Source organism: Micromonospora sp. NBRC 110038, from assembly GCF_020884815.1.
GTDB classification, from domain to species: Bacteria; Actinomycetota; Actinomycetes; order Mycobacteriales; family Micromonosporaceae; genus Micromonospora; species Micromonospora haikouensis.
Window position 1 is genome coordinate 1,551,235 of the sequence record NZ_BBOL01000001.1, and the last position, 24,725, is coordinate 1,575,959.

A 24,725-nucleotide genomic window follows, 5' to 3' on the forward strand; every position below is an offset into this window, starting at 1 on the left:
CGCATGGTCGGGCACGGGGGAACACGCCTGTTGACTGGGCCGAGACGGTTGGTCGCGGTGGCCGTGTCGGCGGCGCTGGTGGCGGGGTTGTGGTCGGGCGCGCCGGCCGCCGCGAAGCCGAAGGGCGAGGGCCCGGCGAAGCCGCCCGCGACGTCGCCGGGCCCGGCGGTGAAGGGCGTCAAGCCGTTGCCGACGCGGTTCGTGACGCCGCGTGACGACGCGAAATCGACCCACCGCCCCGCACGGACGGTGTGGCCGACCGCCGCGTCGGCGCAGGTCGAGTTGGGCGCGCCGCAGGCGTTGTCGGCGGGGTCGCCGAAGGCGCGGGCGGCGGGCACCCCGGTGTGGGCGCAGCCGGTGGCGGTCAAAAGCGGACAACCCGCCGGGCCGAAGCGGCTCGCGGTGACGGTGGCCGACCGCAAGGCCGCCGAGGCGGCCGGCGTCGACGGCGTGCTGCTGTCGGTGACCCCGGACCGGTCGTCGGGCGCGGCGCGGGTCGGCGTGGACTACGCGGGCTTCGCGGAGGCGTTCGGCGGCAACTACGGGTCGCGGCTGCGGCTGGTCCGGCTGCCCGAGTGCGCGCTGACCACGCCGAAGGCGGCGGCGTGCCGCACGGCGCAGCCGCTGGCGTCCACCAACGACCCGGTGGCGCGGACCGTCTCGGCCGAGGTGCCGATGACCGCCTCCGCGTCCGGTGCGCGCGTGGTACTGGCGGCGGTGGCCGCGGCCGGCGAGGAGGGCGGCAACGGCGGCACCTACGCGGCCACCGACCTCAAGCCGTCCGGCTCGTGGACTGGCGGCGGGAGCACGGGCTCGTTCACGTACTCGTACCCGGTGACGGTGCCGCCGGCGGCGTCGGACCTGGTGCCCACGGTGGCCCTCTCGTACGACTCGGGCAGCGTCGACGGGCAGACCGCGTCGACGAACGCGCAGTCGTCGTGGGTGGGCGACGGCTGGTCGACGCCCCGGTCGTACGTGGAGCAGACGTTCGCCTCCTGCATGGACGATCCGGGCGGCAGCGCGTCGCCGGTGAAGACCTACGACCGGTGCTACGACGGGCCGATCCTGACCCTGTCGCTGAACGGGTCGTCAACGTCGCTGGTGTGGGACTCGGGCGCCAGCGAGTGGAAGCCGGAGTCGGACAACGGCGAGGTGATCACCCACGTCGTGAACGCGAACAACGGCACCGGCACCTACAACACCGACTACTGGCGGGTGACGCTGCGCGACGGCACGGTGTACGAGTTCGGCCGTAACCGCCTGCCGGGCTGGACGTCGGGCAAGGCCGAGACGAAGTCGGTCGACCACAGCCCCGTCTACTCCCCGCACTCGGGGGACCCGTGCTACAACGCGGCGGGGTTCTCCTCGTCGGTGTGCACGATGGCATACCGGTGGAACCTCGACTACGTCAAGGACGTCCACGGCAACGCGATGGCCTACTACTACCAGCAGGCCACCAACTTCTACGGCCGCAACAAGGGCGCCACCGACGTGTCGTACGTGCGGGACAGCAACCTGGCGCGCATCGACTACGGCTTCACCGACGGCAACGCCTACGGCACCGTGCCGAACCGGGTGGTGTTCACCACCGGCGATCGCTGCCTGTCGGGCACGTGCCAGCCGCTGAACTCGGCGAACAAGGCGAACTGGCCGGACGTGCCGTTCGACCTGATCTGCAACTCCGGCACCGACTGTGACGACTGGAGCCCGTCGTTCTTCTCGACGGTCCGCCTGACGTCCATCGAGGCGCAGCAGTACAACACGGCCACGTCGGCGTACGAGGCGGTCGACTCGTACGCCCTGTCGCACACCATGCCGGCCACCGGCGACGGCACGTCGCCGACCCTGTGGCTGACGTCGGTCGCCCGCACGGGCCACGACACGAGCGCGGGCGGCTCGACGGCGGCGATCACCCTGCCGTCGGTGTCGTTCACCGGGGTCAAGCTGGCCAACCGGGTCGACACCACCGGCGGGCTGCCCAACTTCTACCGGCAGCGGATCAGCACGATCACCACCGAGACCGGCTCGGTGATCTCCCCGAGCTACGAGCTGCCGGTGCCGTGCACCGCCCCGGTGACGACCACCCCGGCCACCAACACCAAGTCGTGCTACCCGGTCTACTGGACCCCCGATGGGTACGTGAACCCGAAGCTTGACTGGTTCCACAAGTACGCGGTCACCCGCGTCACCTCCACCGACCCGACCGGCGGGGCACCGGCGCTGTCGACCAGCTACAGCTACCTCGGCGGGGCGGCCTGGCGCTACGACGAGAACGAGGTCGTCAAGGCCAAGTACCGCACCTACGGGCAGTTCCGTGGCTACGCCAAGGTGCGCACCTTCAGCGGCGACGGCGTCAACGACCGCCGCACCCAGTCCGAGGTCGCCTACCACCGCGGCATGAGCAAGAACAACTCCACCACCGTGGTCAACCTGACCGACTCGGCCGGCGGCGTCCACGAGGACGTCGACGAACTCGCCGGCAGGGAACTGGAGACGACCCAGTACCTCGGCGAGGGCGGCCGGGTCGACTCCTCCACCATCACCTCGTACTGGGTGTCCGGGGCCACCGCCACCCGCTCGCGCACCGGCCTGTCGGCGCTGACCGCACAGTGGGTCGCGCCGATCAAGACGTACGCGCGGCAGGCGGTGACCAGCGGCGCGTCGCTGACCTGGCGCTACACGGCCAGCGACAACAGCTACGACGCGAACACCGCCAGCGCCACCTTCGGCGAGCTGAAGCACACCTACACCTACACGGTGCCGGTCAACACCGCGTACGACCAGTGCACCAGCTACACGTACGCCCCGGTCAACGCCGGCGCGAACCTGGCCGGGCTGGTCAGCCAGACCGAGACGGTGTCGGTGGCGTGCGGCGGCTTCACCCAGGGCAGCCCCGCCTCCGAACCGGGCAGCGTCAACACGCTGACCGCCCCGGCGACGGTGGACCGGCCGGCCCAGGTGGTCAAGGCCGAGCGGAACTTCTACGACGACCCGACGTTCGCCACCACGTTCCCGCAGGCCGCCGCCCCGACCAAGGGCGACGTCACCCTCACCCAGGTCGCCAGGGACCACACCGCCGGCGCCTACGTCTGGCAGACCAGCGAGAAGACCACCTACGACACGTACGGCCGGGTCGTCGACGAGTACGACGCCAAGAACAACAAGACCAGCACCGGCTACACCATGAACGCCGCCAACCTGGTCACCGGGACGTCGACGACCAACGCGTTGAACCAGACGTCGTCCGCCACGATCAACCCGAAGCGCGGCGGCATGCTCACCAGCACCGACGCCAACAACGTGGTGACCCGGCAGCAGTACGACGCCCTGGGCCGCGCCACCGCCGTCTGGTTGCACAACCGGGCGACCAGCAGCAACGCCAACCAGAAGTTCACCTACACGGTGTCGAAGACCGGCGTCACGGCGGTGACCAGCCAGAAGCTCAACAACTCCAACGGCTACCAGACCTCGGTGACCCTCTACGACGCCCTGCTGCGCAGCCGGCAGACGCAGACGGTCACCCCGCAGGGCGGCCGGATGATCAGCGACACCTTCTACGACACCCGGGGCTGGACCCGGGCGTCGTACAACGGGTGGTGGGACGACGCGACCACGCCCGCCGTCACCACGCCGGTGTCGGCGGCGACCCTCGGCAAGCAGGTGCCCCACCAGACCTTCACCACCCACGACGGCCTCGGCCGCCCGGTCATCACCACGGCGGCGAAGAACGGCGTCACCGTCTCCACCACCACCACGATCCACGCCGGGGACCGCACCACGGTCGTGCCGCCCACGGGTGGCGTGGTCAAGGCCACCGTCACCGACCCGCTGGGCCGGGAGAAGGAGCTGCACGAATACCAGGCCCGCCCGACGGTGACCGCCCCGGCGGACACCTTCACCGGCGACTTCACCGTCACCGGCGGCACCGCCACGACCAGCACGTACGGCTACGACAGCCGCGGCAATCAGACGACGCTCACCGACGCCGACAACAACGTGTGGACCTCGACCTACAACCTGCTCGGCCAGGTCGTGGCGAAGTCCGACCCCGACGCCGGCAACAGCAGCATGGTCTACGACGCCAACGACAACCTCGTCCAGTCCACCGACGGCCGCACCAAGACCCTGTCGTTCACCTACGACGCCCTCGACCGGAAGACCGGCGAGTACGCTGCCACCGTGGCCAGCCAGTCGTCGGCGAATCAACGCGCCGCCTGGGTGTACGACAACAGCAACGCCGTCGCCGGGGTCACCAACGCCGTCGGCCAGCTCACCACCACCATCGCCTACCGGGACGGGCAGGCCTACACCACTCAGCAGAAGGCGTTCAACGTCTTCGGCAGCAGCCTCGGGCAGACCGTCACCATCCCCGCCACCGAGGGCGCCCTCGCCGGCTCGTACGTCTTCGGGCACTCGTACACCTCGGTGTTGGGCCTGCCGCTGACCGACACGTACCCGGCCAAGGGCAGCCTGCCCGCCGAGACCGTGCTGCACGGCTACTCCGGCGTGCTGGACCTGCCCACCACCCTCGCGGGCCTCGCCGCCTACACGACCGGCGTCACCTACGACGCCTGGGGCCGGGTCAACCAGCAGTCCCTCGGCACGGCCACCAGCGCCGCCTACGTCACCAACACCTACGACACCCACACCAGCCGGCTGACCAACCAGCTCGTCACCCGCTCCACGGCCACCCCGGCCACGGTCGACGAGCAGGAGTACAGGTACGACCTCGCCGGCAACATCACCCGCAAAACGAGCAAGCGCCTGGGGGTCACCACCCCGGCGGAGACCCAGTGCTACGGCTACGACGGCCTCGCCCGCCTCACCGACGCGTGGACCGCCACCGACGCCTGCGCCACCACCCCGACCAACGCCAACAAGACCATGGTCGGCAACACCGTCGGCGCCGGCAGCGCCTACTGGACCAGCTGGACGATCGACCCGATCGGCAACCGTACCCAGCAGGTCGAGCACAACCTGGCCGGCGGCACCGACACGACCACCACCTATACCTACGACGGCAACGGGCAGAACAAGCCCCACACCCTGACGTCCACCGCCACCAGCGGCGGGGCGACCGGGAGCACCTCCTACACGTACGACGCCGCCGGCAACACCACCGGCCGTAACGCCGCCCAGGGCAACCAGACCCTCGCCTGGGACGACGCCGGCAAGCTGACCAGCGTGACCGGCGGCACCAGCGGCAACAACACCTTCACCTACGACGCCGACGGCAACCTGTTGCTCCAGAAGGAACCCGGCAAGACCACCCTCTACCTGCCGGGGCAGCAGCTCACCCTCAACACCGCCACGAACGCCGTTGACGGCAACCGCTACCACGCACTCCCGGGCGGCGGCAGTTGCATCCGCTCCGGCAGCGGCACGGCCTACGCCTTCGCCATCGCCGACCACCAGGGCACCCCGACCCTGTACCTCGACAACACCGCGCAGAATCCCACCTGGCGGCAGTACACGCCGTACGGGGCGGCCCGAGGTGCGGCGGTCACGGTCCCCGACAACCGCGGCTTCCTCAACAAGCCGATCAGCCCGACGGGGCTCACCATCGTCGGCGCCCGCGCCTACGACCCGGCCGTCGGACGCTTCGCCTCCGTCGACTCGCTTCAGGACACCGGCCAACCACAACAGTGGAACGGCTACTCCTACGCCAACAACACCCCGGTCACCCTTAGTGACCCGACCGGAATGATTCCTGACGACTGCAAGCATTTTGACTGTTATGGATATAGCCCCACGGCGGGCTGTAAATACGGCTGCGGCAGTACCAGGAACGTAGAATGGGGCGGAAAGAACCGCAAGAGCACCACTCGTTCCAGGATGTATCGAAAAGGCATCAATGCCGGCGGATTTCGGGGGCCAGGGCACCGCGGATGCCCCCGCCCGGATTCGTGCCTCAGTAACGAGGAGCGGCGGAAGCGGCAAGAGGCGCAGGAGCTGCTGGCTTCCAATGAGCGTACGCACCAGCAAGAAGTGCAGGAGATGGAAGAGTGTAGGGATTCGGATGTCTGCTGGGCCGCATCCGGGGGGCGTGGTAAGCGCAATATTCGTGAGCAGTTGACGGAGGAGGAGAGGCAGGCACTCAAAGACCGGAAGGATGGCCTTCCGGTGGATGAAAAGGTCTACAAAAGAGCCAAGGCCAAGCAGACCACGAATGAGAAGATCGACTCGCGTAACGGGCAGAAGAGGCAGAGTCACTACGGTGCGGGAGGTAAGAAGAAAGAAGAGGGCGGCGAGGGTGTCAAGTTTGAGGCACCGGAGCCAGGAAGCGCGGCGGCGGCTGGTGGTGTGGCGGTCACGGTCGGCGCGGTCGTCGTCTGCATATTGGTTTGCTGGATCAACCCCGCTCTCGTTTCTTGAGCGTCGGTAGAACCTGTTTTCGGGGGTTAAGTTGGGTGGTTCGAATGTCCCGAATAGGGACTGGGTGTGCAACTACTATTCGATCGGTCTTCCTTTCGGGGAGGGGCAGGGGGATGTCGCTGGGTTGTTGCGCCATGTCGCTGAATCGATCGATGCGCTGCGGGCCGACGGAAACGTCGAGGTCCTTGGCCTGAACTACAGTGCCGGCGAAGTGAACGAGTTTGGCGAGTGGCCGAGGATGGTCGTCTTCTACGCGATCGAGAGCTGATGCGCCACCGCGGCGGGTGAAACGATGATGACTGTCGGTAAGGTCGGTGCCTCGATCATGTCGGTGGCTTGTTTGGCCGTGGGTGCGGTTGTCGGTGCCTGCAGCCAGGCGTCGACGCCGATCCTGGTGGAGGAAGTGACCGGAGAATGGTGTTCGGGCGGTGGCGATCTTCTGACCGTGGAGGCTGGTGGGAGGTTCGATCTCGTCATGTTGTCGCGCGACTTCTTCGGGGTCTTGCACGAGGATGACGAGTTCGTCGAGGGCTACCTCCTTGACCGGGACTACGGGGGCGTGCAACCCGAAGAAGGCAACGGCAGTTGGACCTTCGGTGAAACTGCCACTTCGCCCCGGGTCCGCCTAGAGTTCGACAAGCTTGGATCATCCGTGAGTCCGCCGTCCGGTGAGCTGGTCGTTCGTCGGACGGATGAAGGGGAGGTCGGGCTCTTCGGGTACGAGAGCGACCCCGACGAGGGCTATACCGTGAGGTTCCTCAAGTGCTGACATGCGGACTGTCAACGTGCGGCGTGTTCGTTCGACGCGATTGGCGTGATCGGCGGGCGTCCGGGGTGCTGTGCGCTTGATCCGGGCGGTGTTCGACACGAGCCTCTAGAGCGCCGACATCGGTGAGCGCGAGCTGCGGATGTCGGCGGGTCTGGGCCCTGTCGGGTATTGCGTGCGGAACGTGGTCGTTTCGATCCTGATGATGATGATGATGGCGGCGGTGGGAACGTTCCTGCTGCTGTCCACCCTGGTCAGTCTCTATCCGGGCACCGGGACGGTGGTTCGCGGGCCGGGCGACCGGGCCGTGCAGGCCACGGGCGGGGCGTGTGCGCGGGTCGGCAGGGCCGCCAACCAGTCGCTGTAGGGCCTGCTGCTGGCCGTCGGCAAGCTGGGCTGGTTCCTGATGATCATCCTTGGCGGGACCGCCGTCGTCAGGGCTGCCCTTGGTGCGCCGAGGTACCTTCGGCTGCACGGCCGCCTGTTCCCCCGCAAAGCAGACGGGTCCGCCGGGTAGAGCGACGGGTGCCTTGTGCCGTGCTCAACCTGACGAGTCGATCGATGTGGGGCCGGCACCGGAGCCCGCCCCCGTACGCGGAGGTGTCATCGTGGGGCGAGCGATTGTGGCAGTCTCCTTCGGACTGCTCCTGATCGTGACGGGTCTGGCTCTCGCGGCCGACTACCGGGGCATCGCGGCCCGGCACATCGAGCTTGCTCAACGCCTCGTGCGCCCGATCGGTCTCGGCGGCAGGACGAGTCGAGCCGACGAGCGACCTCGGGATCGTTTCATCCTGTTCGACCGGGCGTTCGGGATGTTGATGGTGCTGCTGGGTGTGGTGGCCCTGACCGGCGGCGCGTACCTGCTCGCGTCGCAGGCGTGAGCGTGCCCAGTCGGGGGAGTCCGTCCTCGGCTGTCACCTGGCTCCTGGCGATTTTCGTCGACGAGGGCGGAAGCGTGCGGACAGTCTCGGGGAAGGCGACGGGTCGACCGTCCGACCGCGGCGGCCGGACAGGGGGACCGTGGTGAGCCGGACCTCTCCCGAGGAAACCGCGGCGAGACAGCGCGAGTTGATCGCCGCGTACGAGCGACGTGGGCCGTTCTGGGGTCGGCTGGCGAAGTTCGGAGCGGCGGTCGCCTGCGCCGTGGCCATCGTCGTCTCGTGGCTGGTGTTCGACACGATGACGGGCTTCTACTCGGGCACGGGGGTGGTGAAGTCCACCCCGGCGGAGCGTCCGGCGCAGGGCACGGTGGGGGCGTGCCGACGGGTCGGTCCGGTCAGCGGCGACGGCTTCGGCTACTGGTGGCACTGCGCGGTAACCGTCCGGACCGGCGACGGGCGTGAGGTGCGGATCGTCACCCGCAACTCCGCCGTCACCCCGGCCGACCGGGGCGGGCCGGTCGACTTCCGGGAGGCGTGCTTCGGCAAGGGCAACACCGACTGCCGGTACGGCCGGCCGGTGTCCCGGGTGTGGGCGCTGGCCGTGACGATCCTGGGCATGGCGCGGATCGGGCTGACCATCGTGCTGATCCTCGCCGTCGGCGTCTACCTGATCACCGCAGTGGTCGGTGTTCCCCGGTACTTCGCCTGGGCGAACCGCCGCGAGGCGCGGCGCAACAGGGTCGTGCCGCTGCCGGTCATTGTGACGAATCGACCCGACCCGTACCCGGGGCCAACGCGCCCCTGCCTGCGGATCACCTTCTCCTGTCCCGACGGTCCCTTCGCTGAGTTGTACCGGTCCACCGGGCCACGGCTGCTGCTCGCCGGTGTCGAGGTGCCTGTGCCCGGCTGGGGCAGCCACGAGTTCGAAGTGTCCGCCGGCCCGAGCAGCGTGCGGGTCGTCGTGCCCTTCGGCGGCACCGACGACTTCGCCGTGGCCGAGCACGAGGTCACGGTCGGCGTGGGCGAGACCGTGGAACTGGAGTACGTGGCCCCGACGGTGCTCGGTCTCTCGGGCAGGATCCGCGTGACGGGGCGCACCGGGTAGTCGCCGGACGGGCCGACGCGCCCAGGCTCGCCCCGGAGAGCAAGGCTGCGCCCATGGCGACACCCCGCAAGGTCGCTGTGTCCGTTTAGCGAATCAATGCGTTGTATGACTGTCTTATCGGGTAAGTTCCTTCTGGCCAGTTGGATCAGGCGAGGAGCAGGCATGTGCGGTGTGTGCGGCGTGGTGCGACCGTCCGGCCGCGTCGAGGGTGACGACGCCCTCGTGGGGCGGATCAACCTTGCCCAGGAGCACCGGGGGCCCGACGCGGCCGACCGGTGGGGCGGCAAGAGAGTGACCCTCGGGCAGACCCGCCTGGCCATCGTCGACCTGTCCGACGCGGGCCGCCAACCGTTCGTCTCGCCCGACGGCCAGGTCTCCGTGGTGTTCAACGGCGAGATCTACAACCACGAGGAGCTGCGCCGCCGGTTCCGCCTGCACACCACGGCCCGCTGCGACGGCGCGATCCTGCCGGAACTGTGGACCAGGCTGGGCACGGCGATGTTCCGCGAGCTGCGCGGCATGTTCGCCGTCGCCGTCTACGACGACCGGGACCGCACGCTCACTCTCGCCCGCGACCCGTTCGGGATCAAACCCCTCTACTGGACGGTCACCGCCGACGGCGCGATCGCGTTCGCGTCCGAGTGCCGGCCCCTGATCGGCCTCGTGCCCCGGCCCGCCGTCGACCGCGCGGCGCTCACCCACTACCTCATGTTCGGCTCGATGAGCCGCACCGCGTCCCCGTTCAGTGGCATCCGGGCAGTGCCGGCGAACGGCTGGGTGCGGTGGGACGACCGCCTGGGCCGAACCGAGGGTCCGGTGCACCGGGGCGTGCTGACCGACCTGCCCGAAACCTCCCCCGACGAGCTGCGCGCCGAGTTCCTGCGGTCGGTCTCGCTGCACTTGCTCAGCGACGTTCCCGTGGCGCTGCTGCTCTCCTCCGGGCTTGACTCGGGGGCGCTCGCCTGGGCCTGCCGGGAACTGGGGCAGTCGCTGATCTGCGTCACGGTCGACCAGGGCACGGAGATGGGCGAAGGAAGCAACGCCGCCGTCATCGCCCGGCGCTTCGGTCACCGGCACGAGATCGTGACGTCCAGTCCTGACGAGGCGGACGTGCGTCACTACCTGGCGGCGATGCAACGTCCCTCGATCGACGGCCTCAACGTCTTCGTGGTCAACCGCGCGATTGCCAGCCTCGGCCTGAAGGTCGCGCTCTCCGGCACCGGCGGCGACGAGGTGCTCGCCGGTTACCCGTGGTTCCGGCAACTGCGGCGGCTCGGGCTGCTGCGCGTCACCGACCGGCTGGGGCTGGCTCGACCGCTGGAACGGGCCGTGCGGCTGCGGCACCGAAAGGTGGCCCAACTGGTCGGTCCCACCGGGCCGCGGGATGCCGCCGGCTTCGGCGAGGTCGCCCGCCGGCTGCTGCTCGACCCGGACGTGCGGGCACTCGCCCCCTGGTACGAACCCCGTCCGGCGCGGGCGAGCACCGGCGACCGCACCTGTCAGGCACTGTTGCGGTTCGACATCGAGCACTACCTCGGCGGCATGTTGCTCGCCGACACCGACACCTTCTCGATGGCGTCCTCGGTCGAGGTGCGGGTGCCGTTCGTGGACGTGCCGTTCGCCCGTCGTGCGTTGGCCGTCGACCCGGCCCGGGGTGTGGGCAAGCGGCGCTTCGCCGACTGGCTGGGCGACGAGGAGCTGATCCGGAGCACCAGGCGACCCAAGTGGGGTTTCGGCCTGCCGATGGACCGGTGGATGCGGGAGGGACCGTTGGCCCCGTGGGTGCGGGCCGCCGGCGCGCCCGACGCCCCGGTGCGGGAACTGCTGCGTCCCGCCGCCGTCGACACGCTGCTGGCCGGCTGGCGCGAGGGACAGCTGCGCTGGGAGAGGGCGTGGATCGTGGTGGCGTTGGACGGCTGGCTGCGTACCCTCGACCCACAGGTGGTGCGGCTCGACGACGCGACCGGCCATGCCCTCACCACCGTGTGAGGGTCACCGCCGCGACGGGGCCGGGGACCCGGCCCTGGTCAGTCCCGGCGCAGCCAGAGTACGCCCAGCGGCGGCACCCGCAGCGCCACCGACGCCGGTAGCCCGTGCCACGGCACGCCCTGCGCGTGCACCTCGCCCAGGTTGCCCACCCCGGAGCCGCCGTAGTGGTGGGCGTCGGTGTTGAGCACCTCCGTCCACGTCCCGGCGGCGGGCAGCCCGACCCGGTAGTCCTCCAGCGGCAGCGCCGAGAAGTTCGCCACGCACACCAGCGTCGCGCCGTCGGGGGCGATCCGCACGAACGACACCGTGTTGTGGGCGACGTCGTCGCCGGCGATCCAGCGGAACCCGGCCGGCGTGGTGTCCTGCGCCCACAGCGCCGGGGTGTCCCGGTAGACGCGGTTCAGGTCCCCGACGAGGCGCTGCACGCCGGCCCGCGCCGGGTCGTGCAGCAGGTACCAGTCGAGGCCGCGCTCCTCGCTCCACTCCCGGTCGTCGCCCAGCTCGCAGCCCATGAACAGCAGTTGCTTGCCCGGGTGCGCCCACATGTACGCCAGCAGCGCCCGCGCGTTGGCCAGCCGCTGCCAGGTGTCCCCGGGCATCTTCGCCACCAGGGAGCCCTTGCCGTGCACCACCTCGTCGTGGCTAATCGGCAGCACGTAGTTCTCGCTCCACGCGTACGCCAGGGAGAAGGTGAGCTGATGGTGGTGGTGCTGCCGGTAGATGGGATCCTTCGACGTGTAGAGCAGGGTGTCGTGCATCCAGCCCATGTTCCACTTGAACCCGAAGCCCAGCCCGCCGTCGGCGGTGGGCCGGGTCACGCCCGGCCACGCCGTCGACTCCTCGGCGATCATCACCACCCCGGCGTGGTGCTTGTAGACGGTGGCGTTGACCTCCTGCATGAAGGCGATCGCCTCCAGGTTCTCCCGGCCGCCGTGCACGTTGGGGGCCCACTGCCCCTCGGGTCGGGAGTAGTCGAGATAGAGCATCGACGCCACCGCGTCGACCCGCAGCCCGTCGACGTGGAACTCGTCGCACCAGTACAGGGCGTTGGCGACCAGGAAGTTGCGCACCTCGCGGCGGCCGAAGTCGAAGACGTACGTGCCCCAGTCGGGGTGCTCGCCGCGGCGCGGGTCGGGGTGCTCGTAGAGCGGGGTGCCGTCGAAGCGGGCGAGCGCCCACTCGTCCTTGGGGAAGTGTGCGGGCACCCAGTCCAGGATCACCCCGACGCCGGCGTTGTGCAGCGTGTCCACGAGGTGCCGGAAGTCGTCGGGGTCGCCGAACCGGGACGTCGGCGCGTAGTAGCCGGTGACCTGGTAGCCCCAGGAACCGCCGAACGGGTGCTCCATCACCGGCAGGAACTCCACGTGGGTGAAGCCCAGCTCCGTCACGTACGCGGTGAGCTGCTCGGCCAGCTCCCGGTAGCCGAGGCCGGGCCGCCACGAGCCGAGGTGCACCTCGTACACGCTCATCGGCTCCTGGTGCGGCTGCCGCCGCGCGCGGCGGGCGAGCCAGTCGGCGTCGGTCCACTCGTACGCCGAGCGGTGCACCACCGACGCGGTGGCCGGCGGCACCTCCGCGTACGCGGCGAGGGGGTCGGCCTTGTCCCGCCACCGCCCGTCGGCGCCCAGCACCCGGTACTTGTACTTCGCCCCGGCCGGCACGTCGGGCACGAGGATCTCCCACACGCCGCTGGAGCCCAGCGACCGCATCGGCCAGCCGTCGTCGGGGTTCCAGCCGGTGAAGTCGCCGACCACCCGCACGCCGCGGGCGTTGGGCGCCCACACGGCGAACGCGACGCCCGCGTCGAGCACCCGCGCGCCGAGGGCCTCCCACAGCCGCTCGTGCCGGCCCTCGCCGATCAGGTGCAGGTCCAGCTCGCCGAGGGTGGGCAGGTGCCGGTACGGGTCGTCGCGCAGCGCGCCGTCGACGTCGACCCGGTAGTCGAGCACGGTGCCGGGCAGGACGACCTCGAACACGCCCGCGTCGTGGACCCGGGTCATCGGGTACCGCTGCCCGCCGACGACGGCGCTCACCCGCCGGGCGCCCCGACGCAGGGTGCGGATCGTGGTGCGCCCGTCGGCGGGGTGCGCGCCGAGCACGGCGTGCGGGTCGTGCGCGGTGCCGGCGATCAGCTCGTCCATCGTGGCTCGTCCTTGTCAGCAGCAGCAACGGCGTCGGTGGTGGGGGCGGTGTCTGCGGTGGCGGGCCGGCGCACGGTGAACACGTGCGCGGGCTGGAGGTACGGGTCGAGCCGTACGGCGTTGCGCTGCCCCCAGTCGTAGACCGCGCCGGTCAGCTCGTCGTGCACGGTGAACCGGTCGGCCCAGTCGAGGCCCAGCGCCGGCATGTCCAGGGTGGTGTTGCCCCACTGCACGGTCTGCGAGTCGAACGAGCAGACCACGAGCACCGTGTTGCCGGTGTCGGGGTCGTGCTTGGACCAGCACAGCAGCGCCGGGTTGTCGATGTCGTGGAAGACCAGGTTGCGCAGCCGGTGCAGGGCCGGGTTGTCGCGCCGGACCCGGTTGAGGGTGGCGATGAACGGGGCCAGTGACCGCCCCTGCGCCTGCGCGCCGGCCCAGTCGCGGGGCCGCAGCTCGTACTTCTCGTTGTCGAGGTATTCCTCCGCGCCGGGGCGGGCCACGTGCTCGAACAGCTCGTAGCCGGCGTACATGCCCCAGGAGGGGCTCAGCAGCGCCGCCAGCACCGCCCGGATCTTGAACATCGGCGGGCCACCGTGCTGCAACGACTCGTGCAGGATGTCGGGCGTGTTGGGCCAGAAGTTGGGCCGCATGTGGTCGGCGGAGGCGACCAGCTCCTCGCAGTATTCCCGCATCTGCGCGGCCGTCGTGCGCCAGGTGAAATAGGTGTACGACTGCGTGAAGCCGATCTTGCCGAGCCCGTGCATGATCGCCGGCCGGGTGAACGCCTCGGCGAGGAACAGCACGTCCGGGTCGACCTTCTTCACCTCGGCGATCAGCCAGTGCCAGAAGTCGAACGGCTTCGTGTGCGGGTTGTCCACCCGGAAGATCCGGATGCCCTCGCCGACCCAGTGCAGCACCACCCGCAGGATCTCCGCCCGGATGCCCTCGGGGTCGTTGTCGAAGTTCAGCGGATAGATGTCCTGGTACTTCTTCGGCGGGTTCTCCGCGTACGCGATGCTGCCGTCGGCGCGGGTGGTGAACCACTCCGGGTGCTCGGTCACCCACGGGTGGTCCGGCGCGCACTGCAACGCCAGGTCCAGCGCCACCTCCAGGCCCTGCTCGGCGGCGGCGGCGACGAAGTCGCGGAAGTCCTCCGGCGTACCCAGATCGGGGTGGATGGCGTCGTGGCCGCCCTCGGCCGCGCCGATCGCCCACGGCGAGCCCACGTCGTCGGGCCCGGCGGTGAGCGCGTTGTTGCGGCCCTTGCGGTTGACCCGGCCGATCGGGTGGATCGGCGGAAGGTAGAGCACGTCGAAGCCCATCGCCGCGACGCCGGGAAGCCGGTCCATCGCGGTGGCGAAGGTGCCGGAGCGGGCCGGGGCGTCCACGGTCGCCGGGATCGCCCCCTCCGAGCGGGGGAAGAACTCGTACCAGGCGGAGAAGAGCGCCCGGGGGCGGTCCACCCACAGCCGGTGTTCGTCGCCGGTGGTGACCAGCTCGCGCACCGGGTGCGCCCAGAGCAGGTCGGCCAGGTCGAGGGCCGGGGCGACGCGGGCGGGCAGCTCCCGGCCGTCGTCGTCCAGCGCGGCCACCGCCGCCTTGACCCGTGCGACGTCGCCCGCCGGCACCACGGGCAGGGCGGCGGTCAGCACGCGTACGCCCTCGGCCAGGTCGTTGGCCAGCTCCGCCGCACCCTGCCCAGCGGCGATCTTCTTGGTGACCGCGTTCTGCCAGGTCAGGTACGGGTCCTGGAACGCCTCGACCGTGAAGGTCCACTCGCCGACGGCGTCGGGGCGGATGGTGGCGTGCCACCGGTCGTGGCCGGGCTCGCCGGGGCGCATCCGGGTGAACGTCCGGGCCCGCCCGTCGGGGCCGAGCCAGACCACGTTGCAGCCCAGCGCGTCGTGCCCCTCCCGGTAGGCGCGGGCCGACACCGGCACCGCCTCGCCGACCACCGCCTTGGCCGGGTAGCGACCGCAGGAGACGGCGGGGGAGACGTCTTCGATCGGGAACCGTCCAGTCACCCTGTCAACCTACCTGTGCGAGATCGTCTCGCGCGCGGGCAAGCTCTCCCCGGATCCCGCTACGGCTCGATCGGACCGCCTTGCGGCTCCACCAGACCGCGCACGAGCGGATCGTCGGGGCCGACGACCGGATGCTCCGCGAGGACCGCCCGCGCCTGCGCGTAGTCCTCCGCGGCCAGGGCCGCCGTCGGGTTGCTGCGGCGGCTCGCCTGGGACAGCACGGTGCCCTCCTGGGAGTCGGCCGAGAAGGTCGCGTACGCCGCGTCCACGCCGTCGGCCGGCAGGCCGCAGTGGGCCAGCACGGCGGCGAGGGTCGCCTTCGGGTCGGCGTCGAGCGCCTCGTAGGCCACCGGCAGCAGCGGCACCCCGGCGCGGCGCAGCGCGCGGTAGCGGTCCAGCACCGACAGCCAGGTCAACACGTACGCCTCCGTCGTCGTCGGCTGCCGCTCGTGCCGGGCGACGAAGGGCATGATCAGCGGGGCCTGGGCCAGCACGTACTTCAGGAACGCCAGTTGCGCCGCCGGGTCGGGCAGGTGCGGGGTGAAGCCCTGGTGCATCGACTCCAGCCACGGGCGCGCGTCGCGGTGCAGGAACAGGCCCCGGGCGTCGGGGAACACCTCGTGGAACAGGTCGCCGAGCTGGATGCCGCTGGCCCGGAACTTGACCGCCAGCGTCTCGGCGCCCCCGCTCCCGGTGTTGGCGAGGACGCGGACGCAGCTGCGGATCAGCCGCGCGTACTCCGCGTCGCGGCCCGGGTCCTCGTGCCGCAGCAGCGCGATCTCCGTGAAGACGTCGGGCTCGGAGTAGCTGCGCACCCCCGCCACCTCGCCCAACGCCCTGCTCAGCAGCGTCGAACCGCAGCGCCCGACGGAGTAGACCAGGACCAGCCTGGCCGGTTCGGGCAGGCCGTCGGCGAGCCGGTGCAGGGTGTCGTAGGGCACCGTGACCAGTCGCTGCGCGGCCCGGTACTGGTCGAGGTAGAGGAACGGCCCGCCGGCCAGGTCGACCCCCGGCGGGGTCTGCACGAAGTACGCGAGGCGGTGCTCGTCGTCGAGGCAGTGCAGGCTGACGTCGGGGTCGCCGAGCAGGCTCTCCGCCGGCACCGACCCGCCCGGTCGTACGACGAAGTTGTGCGGGCTGGCCGGCACGAACTCGGCCGGCGCGACCTTGTCGAGGATGTCCAGCACCTGCGCGGACCCGTTCGTATCCATCGATGTTAGACGCTACGTGGAATCACGGTGCGCGATCAAGCCCTCGCGGAGCGCTGGGGTTGGGGTCCGTGGCTGCTGGCCCGCCGCGTTGCCCGCGCTGGTTGCGTTGCGTGATGTGTGCGGAACGGGGGCCGGAAGGTTCGGCTGGTTCCACTCCCCGTCACGGTCCCCTGACCCCGCAGCACCACGCGCGCCCCCTTTGCTCTGCACCCACGGGCGCAACACCCGGCCTGCCAGGGGTTCTGCGGAGCCGTGGACGGCGGGCGGCGAGGGGAGCCGGTCGCGGTGCGTGAGCTGTTGCGTATGTGGGTGCAGAGCAAAGGGGCTCACCGACGGGTGGTGGGGGCGAGCCAGCGCTACGCTTGGTCACGGCTTGGTGCCCCGGTCCTAGCCGGAGTCGGGGCGCCGCGTCGTCCGTCGGGCTGGCCCGGTACGAAGCGCGCCTGCACGACCGTGCCCGACGGGACCAGCGCCGACTGGAGTCGGTCGGCGTCGCCGCAACCGCTCCGCAAATAGGCGATCTTGGAAGAAATAGGCCCCTCGGGGGGCCGAAATCTTCCAAGATTCATCCGGTCCCGCGCGTTGCCTAGGCCGGAGGACTCTGCGCCACGAACGACCCCTTGCCCTGATGCACCTCGATCCAACCCCGCTCGTCGAGGATCCGCAGGGCCAGTCGGATCGGCGTCGCGCTGGCGCGGTACTGCTCGCACAGTTCGGTGATGGAGGGCAGCTTGTCGCCGGGCTTGAGTGTGCCGCCTCGGATCGACGCGGTGACATCGTCGATAACCTGCTCGTATACGGGTTGTCTGGGCATGGCGGGGCCACCTCTCGTCAGCCCTTCGAGCATGCCACTCGACACAGCATTCTGTGCATGTTGGGTTGACTCTGTACTCACTGCACTCTAGGTTGCAGATGAGAGCCTCTCGTCAGCAAACGGAGTGCCTCTCACCTGGGCGGGGCGATCCCCGTGCGCCCCGCCCCCTGACAGCACCCAACCCCGAAGGAGGCGCAGATGCGTGAGCGCCCGCACGACGGGCCGCTGCCGGCGGCGCACCCGATGCCCGACGGCCGACCTCCGCAACCCGACGGGGACCGGGTGCCCGGTCCGTCCCGCCCCGCCCGTGCTCCGGTCAGCCGGCGGCAGTACGCCTACGGCGCGACGATCGCGGTGGTCGTACTCGTGCTGTTGCTTCTCGGGGTCCTCGGGTGAGCGGGACGGCCCGGCGGTGAACGAGCTGCCGGTCGGTCGCAGGGTCGCCCACTGGCGGGTGCGGCGCAACATGACGCAGCAGCAGTTCGCCGACCGCCTCGGCAAGTCCAAGAGCTGGGTGGACAAGGTCGAGCGCGGGGTGCGCCGGCTGGAGCGGGTGTCCAGCCTGCGGGAGGTCGCCGAGGCGCTCCGGATCGACCTGGAGATGCTGCTGGCGGATCGACCCGCGCCGGCGGACCGGGCCGCGGCGGGCGTGGCGCGGGGCGTGGAGGGGGTCCGGGCCGCCCTCGCCCGCTACCACGTGCCGGCCCCGGCCCGGCCGCCCGACGTGGCCCAGGTGCGGGCCCGGCTGGGGCATGCGGAGCAGAGCTATCGGCACGCCCGGTACCCGGAGCTGCTCGCCCTGCTGCCCGGCCTGCTCGACGCCGCCCGCGAGGCGCGCGCAGCCCATCCGGGCCGGGCCGCCGACGGTCTGCTGGTGTCCGGGTACGGGCTGGTCGCGCTGGTGCTCGTGAAGGTCGGCCACGGGGAGCTGGCGTGGCTGGCCGCCGACCGGGGGCTGGCCGTCGCCACGGCCGCCGCCGATCCGTGGCTGGCCGCCGCCGCGACCGTACCGCTGTGTCAGGCCCTGCGGGCGAGCGGCCGGCTGCGGTCGGCGGTGGAGGCGGCGGTCGTGGCCGCCCACCGCGTCGGGCCCTGCCGGTCCGGTGCCGCGCCCGCCGACGGCGCGGCCGTGCGCGGGACGCTGCTGCTCCAGGCCGCCCTGGCCGCCGCCGGCCGGGGCGACGAGCGGGCCGCCGACGAACTGCTCGGCCGGGCCGGGGAGGCCGCCCGGTCCGCCGAGCCCGGCGACCCCGCCGAGTTCGGCGGCGGGGGCTTCGGACGGGCGGCGGTCGAGGCCGCCCGGGTGGTCGCCGGGTCCGCGCTCGGCCAGGTCACGGCGGCGACGGTACGCCACGAGAGCCTGGTCGCCGACGATGGGTGGCGGTGGCTGCCGCCCGAGCACCGGGCCGCGTACCTGCTGGACGTGGCCCGCCTGTACGCCTCGGCAGGCGACGGGCTGCGCGCCGGCCGGGCGGTGCTGGACGCGGAGCGCACCGCCCGGGGCGAGGTGCACGACCGCCCGGCGGCCCGGGACCTCGTCGGCGTCCTGGCGCGGTCGGCGGCGGCCCCGGCCGCCCTGACCCGGCTCGCCGCCACCCTCGGCGTCACCTGACCCGCCCCTGACCCGGAGCTGCGCCAGCGTGCCGCGCCCTGCTATGGCTGGTGAGAAGGGAACCCTTCTCTACCGCAGGCGTTAACAGGGGCCCTTCCTTACGCGCCGACCGAGCGGTAGACCTCGACGGTGCGGGCGGCGATCGCGTCCCAGGAGAAGTGCTCGACCGCCCGGACCCGCCCGGCCCGGCCGAGTTCGCCGGCCTTCGCCGGGTCGGCCAGCACCCGGTTGATCGCCGCCGCCAGGTCGGCCACGAAGCGCTGCGGGTCCAACGGCGTGCCCGAGCCGTCGGCGGCCTGCTCGATGGGCACCAGCAGCCCCGTCTCGCCGTCGGCGACGACCTCGGGGATGCCGCCGGTGGCGGTGGCCACCACCGCCGTCTCGCAGGCCATCGCCTCCAGGTTGACGATGCCCATCGGCTCGTAGACCGAGGGGCAGACGAAGACCGTGGCGTGGGTGAGCACCTGGATGACCTCGTGCTTGGGCAGCATCTCCGCGACCCAGACCACCCCGGAGCGCTTTGCCCGCAACTCGGTCACGAGGCCCTCCACCTCGGCGGCGATCTCCGCCGTGTCGGGGGCCCCGGCGAGCAGCACGAGCTGCGTGTCCTCCGGCAGCTCCCGGGCGGCCCGCAGCAGGTACGGCAGCCCCTTCTGCTTGGTGATCCGCCCGACGTAGACGACGCTGGGGCGGGCCGGGTCGATGCCGAGCCGGTCCACCACGTCGGTGCCAAGGTCCGGGGCGTACTGGGCGGTGTCGATGCCGTTGTAGACCACCTTCACCCGGTCGGGGTCCACCGCCGGGTACGCCGCCAGCACGTCGGCGCGCATGCCCGCGCTCACCGCGATGATCGCGTCGGCCGCCTCGTACGCGGTGCGCTCGCACCAGGAGGAGAGCGCGTAGCCGCCGCCGAGCTGTTCGGCCTTCCATGGCCGCAGCGGCTCCAGGCTGTGCGCGGTGACCACGTGCGGCACCCCGTGCAGCAGCTTCGCCGTGTGCCCGGCCAGGTTGGCGTACCAGGTGTGGCTGTGCACCACGTCGGTGCCGGCGCACGCGGCGGCCATCTCCAGGTCGACGCCCATGGTGCGCAGCGCGGCGTTCGCGCCGGCGAGGCCGGCCGGCTCGGCGTACGCGGTGACGCCCGGCTCGCTGCGCGGCGCGCCGAAGCAGTGCACCCGTACGTCGGCCAGTCGGCGCAGCTCGCGGGCCAGGTACTCGACGTGCACGCCGGCCCCGCCGTACACCTCCGGCGGGTACTCGCGGGTGAGCAGATCGACGCGGAGTGCTCCGGTGGCGGGGGTGGCGGCGGTCATGCCCCGCACCCTAGTGCAGAAGTCCGTCCGTACGAGTGGTGAAGTCGCACGCGGATGGTTAGCGTCTGGGCATGGCTGACAAGGTGCTCGCGATCGTCCTGGCCGGTGGAGAGGGCAAGCGCCTGATGCCGCTCACCGCGGACCGGGCGAAGCCCGCCGTCCCGTTCGGCGGGATGTACCGCATGGTCGACTTCGTCCTGTCCAACCTCGCCAACGCCGGCTTCATCAAGATCGTCGTGCTGACCCAGTACAAGTCCCACTCGCTGGACCGGCACATCACCATGACGTGGCGGATGTCGACGCTGCTCGGCAACTACGTCACGCCGGTGCCGGCGCAGCAGCGCCGCGGCCCCTGGTGGTTCGCCGGCTCCGCCGACGCGATCTACCAGAGCTTCAACCTGATCCACGACGAGCAGCCCGACTACGTGATCGTCTTCGGCGCCGACCACATCTACCGGATGGACCCCCGGCAGATGGTCGACGACCACATCGCCTCCGGTGCCGGGGTGACCGTCGCCGGCATCCGGCAGCCGCTGTCGATGGCCGACCAGTTCGGCGTGATCGAGGTCGGCCCCGACGGCCGGCGGATCCGGGCGTTCCGGGAGAAGCCCACCGACGCCGTCGGCCTGCCCGACGCCCCCGACCAGATCTACGCCTCGATGGGCAACTACGTCTTCACCACGAAGGCGCTCCTGGAGGCCGTCGAGCAGGACGCGGAGGACAAGACCAGCAAGCACGACATGGGCGGCAGCATCATCCCGATGCTGGTCGAGCGCGGCGAGGCCAACGTCTACGACTTCCGCGACAACGAGGTGCCGGGCAGCACCGACCGCGACCGCGGCTACTGGCGGGACGTGGGGACGCTCGACTCGTTCTACGACGCCCACATGGACCTGATCAACGTGCACCCGGTGTTCAACCTCTACAACTTCGAGTGGCCCATCTACACCGAGCAGCCGCCGTACCCGCCGGCGAAGTTCGTCCACCAGTGGGGCGAGCGGGTCGGCCGGGCCGTCGGCTCGATGGTGTCGCCCGGCGCGGTGATCTCCGGCAGCCTGGTGGAGAACTCGATCGTCTCGCCGAAGGTCAAGGTGCACTCCTGGGCGCACGTCGACGGCTCGGTGCTGATGGAGGGCGTGGACATCGGCCGGCACGCCGTGGTCCGCCGGGCCATCCTCGACAAGAACGTGATCGTCCCCGAGGGGGCCGAGATCGGCGTCGACCTGGAGAAGGACCGGCAGCGCTACACGGTCTCCGACAACGGCATCGTGGTGATCGGCAAGGGGCAGCGGGTCGAGCCCTGAACCACCCACACTTGTCCTGTCGCGTGTGAGCCCGGCCCGCGCCGGGAAGACCCATCGTCCGTAGCGTCCCTGGAGGTTGCAGCAGTGGCCCACCCCCGCGCCGGTCAGCCCGCCGAGCCCACCGACCTGGTCGACGTGCCCCGGCTGGTCACCGCCTACTACGCCGAGCATCCCGACCCGGACGACCCGGCGCAGCAGGTCTCCTTCGGCACCTCCGGGCACCGGGGGTCGAGCCTGCGCCACGCGTTCAACTCCGACCACATCCTCGCCGTCACCCAGGCGCTGTGCGACTACCGTCGCCAGCAGGGCCTCGACGGGCCCCTCTTCCTCGGCCGGGACACCCACGCCCTGTCCGCCCCGGCGGCAGTCGACGCGCTGGAGGTGCTTGCCGCCAACGGGGTCACCGTGCTGCTCGACAGCCGCGACGGCTACACCCCCACCCCGGCGGTGTCGCACGCGATCCTCACCCACAACCGGGGCCGCACCTCGGGGCTCGCCGACGGCATCGTGATCACCCCGTCGCACAACCCGCCCGACGACGGCGGGTTCAAGTACAACCCGACCCACGGCGGCCCGGCCGACTCCGACGTGACCCGGTGGATCCAGGACCGCGCGAACGCGATCCTCGCCGCCGGGCTGAAGGAGGTCAACCGCATCCCGTACGCGCGGGCCCGCGCCGCCGACACCACCGGCACGTACGACTTCCTCGCCCACTACGTCGACGACCTGCCCGCCGCGCTCGACCTCGACGCCGTCCGGGCCGCCGGGGTGCGCATCGGCGCGGACCCGCTGGGTGGGGCCAGCGTCGCGTACTGGGGGGAGATCGCGCAGCGGCACCGGCTCGACCTCACGGTGATCAACCCGACGGTCGACCCGACGTGGCGGTTCATGACCCTCGACGGCGACGGCAAGATCCGGATGGACTGCTCCTCGCCGAACGCGATGGCGTCGCTGATCGCCGCCCGCGCCGACTACCAGGTCTCCACCGGCAACGACGCCGACGCCGACCGGCACGGCATCGTCACGCCCGACGGGGGCCTGCTCAACCCCAACCACTACCTCGCCGTGGCCATCGGGCACCTGTTCCGTACCCGGCCGGAGTGGGGCCCCGACGCGGCGGTCGGCAAGACCCTCGTGTCGTCCTCGATGATCGACCGGGTCGCCGCCGACCTGGGCCGGCCGCTGCTGGAGGTGCCGGTGGGGTTCAAGTGGTTCGTCCCGGGCCTGCTCGACGGGTCGGTCGGCTTCGGCGGCGAGGAGAGCGCGGGGGCGTCGTTCCTGCGCCGCGACGGCAGCACCTGGACCACCGACAAGGACGGCATCCTGCTCTGCCTGCTCGCCGCCGAGATCATCGCGACGACGGGCAAGACGCCCAGCGAGCACTGGGCGGAGCTGGCCGGGCGCTTCGGCGCCCCCGCGTACGCCCGCATCGACGCGCCGGCCGACCGGCGGCAGAAGGCGGTGCTGGCGAAGCTCTCCCCGGAGCAGGTGACGGCGACGGAGCTGGCCGGCGAGCCGATCACGGCGACGCTGACCGCCGCGCCGGGCAACGGGGCGGCGATCGGCGGGCTGAAGGTGACGACGGAGTCGGGCTGGTTCGCCGCCCGCCCGTCGGGCACCGAGGACGTCTACAAGATCTACGCCGAGTCCTTCCAGGGGCCGGAGCACCTGGCCCGGATCCAGGAGGAGGCCAAGGAGCTGGTCTCGGAGGTGCTCAAGCGCGCCTGAGTCGCGCCCTGGGGCACGGTCAGGGCTGGGCGCGGGTGACGGCAGTGTGCTCGGGTCTGCTGGGAGCTGGGCGGAGAGGGACTTGCATACCCTCTCCGCCGAATCATCGTTGGTCCAGTCGTCCGATGTCCGCGTGTTGCCGCCGGGTCCTGACGAGTACCCGCTGCAGTTGGAGTGAGGCTGGATGACGACCAATGGCCCATGGGTCGCGTACATTGCCCCCTTCCCCTTTCCATGGGGGAGCGCGGCGGCACGGAGGGTGTTCGGCATCGCCGCCTCCCTGGCGACGGGGGGCCACCATGTCGTGGTTCTGACCAGCCAGTCCGGAGGGCCGGACCTGAGCCGGGTGGACGGGCCGGACGGGCCGGGATCGATCTCGACCGTCGGCTTCGGCGGGACGGTGCCCGCATCTGCTGGCATGCTTCGTCGGGCGAAGCGGTCGCTGGTCGCGGATCGTGCGCTCCTGCGGTGGCTCGCGGCCCAGCCGACGCCACCCTCCCACGTGCTGTTGTATGGCGTCGGCGCTGACCGGACCGCGCGGGTGCGGAGGTGGTGCCGGAACCACCGCGTCCCGCTCATCGCCGACGTGGTCGAATGGTACGACCCGTGGCATCTCCCGGGAGGGCCGTTAGGGCTGTCGCGTCTGAGTAACGAACTGGTGATGCGGTATCACCATCCCCGCTGTGACGGGGTCATCGCCATCAGTTCGTACCTGGAGAACTACTACCGGCGGCGCACCCGGGTGATCCGGGTTCCGCCCACCCTCGACGTGGCAGCACTGGAGGTGGCCGGCCGGCGCGAGGGCGGCGACCCGGCAGGCCTGCACCTGGTCTACAGCGGTGTTCCGGGCAGGAAGGATCTGATCGGCAGGGTGATCGAGGCCGTCGATCGGGTATCCCAGGACGGCGTTGACGTGGTCCTGAACCTCTGTGGGCCCTCGGCGGACGAGGTGCGGAGGCTCCTCGGTGGTCGCGCCGTTCCGCCGAGCGTACGGCTGCGGGGCAGCTTGTCGCAGCAGGAGATCCCCGCGATCATCCGGCAGGCCGACTTCAGCGTCATCCTCAGGCGGGACGCCCGGTATGCCCACGCTGGCTTTCCCACCAAGTTCTGCGAGAGCCTTGCCAACGGCACTCCGGTGATCACGAATCTGACCAGTGATCTGGGTAGCTACCTGCGGGACGGACAGGAGGGCCTGGTGTGTCGGGATGACTCGGTGGATGCGTTGCGGCTGGTGCTTGCTGCGGCCGCGCGGCTGGATCCGGCCCGCCGGGGTGCCATGCGCGAAGCTGCGCGCCGGCAGGCGCGTGCGTCCTTCGACTATCGGAACTTCACCGGGCCGCTGTCCGCGTTCCTGGACGAAACGCGGCGGCCGGCCACGACGGTGCGACGGGAACCGGTCGGAGACGGGGCACTCAACCGGCGGTGACCCAGGGGCGGCGGACGACCGTCCCTGGGTCACCGC

At 71.1% G+C, this 24,725-nt stretch carries 17 protein-coding genes; 12 read left to right on the forward strand and 5 right to left on the reverse strand.

All coding sequences use genetic code 11. The features are described from left to right. The first annotated feature begins 30 nt into the window (after positions 1 to 30). From LPU61_RS05980 to asnB, 7 genes are all read left to right on the forward strand, one after another. On the forward strand, positions 31 to 6,375 hold the full coding sequence (locus LPU61_RS05980; protein WP_229404360.1) for an RHS repeat-associated core domain-containing protein: 6,345 nt from the start codon (positions 31 to 33) through the stop codon (positions 6,373 to 6,375). Between the two features lie 64 nt (positions 6,376 to 6,439). Then, complete coding sequence (locus tag LPU61_RS05985) at positions 6,440 to 6,643, forward strand: hypothetical protein (RefSeq protein ID WP_043962789.1); 204 nt, start codon at positions 6,440 to 6,442, stop codon at positions 6,641 to 6,643. A gap of 24 nt (positions 6,644 to 6,667) precedes the next feature. Then, on the forward strand, positions 6,668 to 7,144 hold the full coding sequence (locus LPU61_RS05990) for a hypothetical protein (protein WP_043962790.1): 477 nt from the start codon (positions 6,668 to 6,670) through the stop codon (positions 7,142 to 7,144). 181 nt (positions 7,145 to 7,325) lie between these two features. Next, positions 7,326 to 7,508: a hypothetical protein gene (locus LPU61_RS05995; protein ID WP_229404361.1), complete on the forward strand. Its 183-nt coding sequence runs from the start codon at positions 7,326 to 7,328 to the stop codon at positions 7,506 to 7,508. A gap of 241 nt (positions 7,509 to 7,749) precedes the next feature. Beyond that, positions 7,750 to 8,022: a hypothetical protein gene (locus LPU61_RS06000; protein WP_144420216.1), complete on the forward strand. Its 273-nt coding sequence runs from the start codon at positions 7,750 to 7,752 to the stop codon at positions 8,020 to 8,022. Positions 8,023 to 8,164: 142 nt separating this feature from the next. Further along, positions 8,165 to 9,127, forward strand: a complete 963-nt coding sequence (locus LPU61_RS06005) for a DUF6346 domain-containing protein (protein ID WP_229404362.1) — start codon at positions 8,165 to 8,167, stop codon at positions 9,125 to 9,127. Between the two features lie 162 nt (positions 9,128 to 9,289). Next, the gene (asnB, locus tag LPU61_RS06010; protein WP_229404363.1) at positions 9,290 to 11,116 is read left to right on the forward strand and encodes an asparagine synthase (glutamine-hydrolyzing); all 1,827 of its coding nucleotides are present in this window, start codon (positions 9,290 to 9,292) and stop codon (positions 11,114 to 11,116) included. Positions 11,117 to 11,154: 38 nt separating this feature from the next. Here the strand turns inward: asnB and glgB are convergent, their stop codons facing one another. The 4 genes from glgB to LPU61_RS06030 all read right to left on the reverse strand — a co-directional run bounded on the left by glgB (position 11,155) and on the right by LPU61_RS06030 (position 17,306). Further along, on the reverse strand, positions 11,155 to 13,257 hold the full coding sequence (glgB, locus tag LPU61_RS06015) for a 1,4-alpha-glucan branching protein GlgB (protein WP_229404364.1): 2,103 nt from the start codon (positions 13,255 to 13,257) through the stop codon (positions 11,155 to 11,157). Beyond that, positions 13,245 to 15,281 carry an alpha-1,4-glucan--maltose-1-phosphate maltosyltransferase gene (locus tag LPU61_RS06020; RefSeq protein WP_229404365.1) on the reverse strand — a complete coding sequence of 679 codons (2,037 nt, stop codon included), beginning with the start codon at positions 15,279 to 15,281 and terminating at the stop codon, positions 13,245 to 13,247. The genes glgB and LPU61_RS06020 overlap by 13 nt, the downstream gene beginning before the upstream one ends. A 59-nt stretch (positions 15,282 to 15,340) precedes the next feature. After that, positions 15,341 to 16,492 (reverse strand): sulfotransferase, encoded by a 1,152-nt coding sequence (locus LPU61_RS06025; protein ID WP_229404366.1) that lies wholly within the window; start codon positions 16,490 to 16,492, stop codon positions 15,341 to 15,343. Between the two features lie 586 nt (positions 16,493 to 17,078). Beyond that, complete coding sequence (locus LPU61_RS06030; protein ID WP_043962798.1) at positions 17,079 to 17,306, reverse strand: winged helix-turn-helix domain-containing protein; 228 nt, start codon at positions 17,304 to 17,306, stop codon at positions 17,079 to 17,081. 198 nt (positions 17,307 to 17,504) lie between these two features. Here LPU61_RS06030 and LPU61_RS06035 point away from each other — a divergent pair, with 198 nt between their 5' ends. Together LPU61_RS06035 and LPU61_RS06040 are read left to right on the forward strand one after the other, a co-directional pair. Then, entirely contained in the window at positions 17,505 to 17,702 is a 198-nt protein-coding gene (locus LPU61_RS06035; protein ID WP_043962800.1) for a hypothetical protein, read from the forward strand. Positions 17,703 to 17,718: 16 nt separating this feature from the next. Further along, complete coding sequence (locus tag LPU61_RS06040; RefSeq protein ID WP_229404367.1) at positions 17,719 to 18,918, forward strand: helix-turn-helix domain-containing protein; 1,200 nt, start codon at positions 17,719 to 17,721, stop codon at positions 18,916 to 18,918. A 98-nt stretch (positions 18,919 to 19,016) separates the two neighbouring features. Here LPU61_RS06040 and glgA read toward each other — a convergent pair whose 3' ends face one another. Next, entirely contained in the window at positions 19,017 to 20,231 is a 1,215-nt protein-coding gene (glgA, locus tag LPU61_RS06045) for a glycogen synthase (RefSeq protein WP_043962802.1), read from the reverse strand. Positions 20,232 to 20,302: 71 nt separating this feature from the next. Here glgA and glgC point away from each other — a divergent pair, with 71 nt between their 5' ends. The 3 genes from glgC to LPU61_RS06060 all read left to right on the forward strand — a co-directional run bounded on the left by glgC (position 20,303) and on the right by LPU61_RS06060 (position 24,689). Next, complete coding sequence (gene glgC, locus LPU61_RS06050; RefSeq protein WP_043962803.1) at positions 20,303 to 21,535, forward strand: glucose-1-phosphate adenylyltransferase; 1,233 nt, start codon at positions 20,303 to 20,305, stop codon at positions 21,533 to 21,535. An 84-nt stretch (positions 21,536 to 21,619) separates the two neighbouring features. Then, positions 21,620 to 23,263 (forward strand): phosphoglucomutase (alpha-D-glucose-1,6-bisphosphate-dependent), encoded by a 1,644-nt coding sequence (gene pgm, locus LPU61_RS06055; RefSeq protein WP_043962804.1) that lies wholly within the window; start codon positions 21,620 to 21,622, stop codon positions 23,261 to 23,263. A 184-nt stretch (positions 23,264 to 23,447) separates the two neighbouring features. Continuing rightward, on the forward strand, positions 23,448 to 24,689 hold the full coding sequence (locus LPU61_RS06060; RefSeq protein WP_043962805.1) for a glycosyltransferase: 1,242 nt from the start codon (positions 23,448 to 23,450) through the stop codon (positions 24,687 to 24,689). Positions 24,690 to 24,725 lie beyond the last annotated feature (36 nt).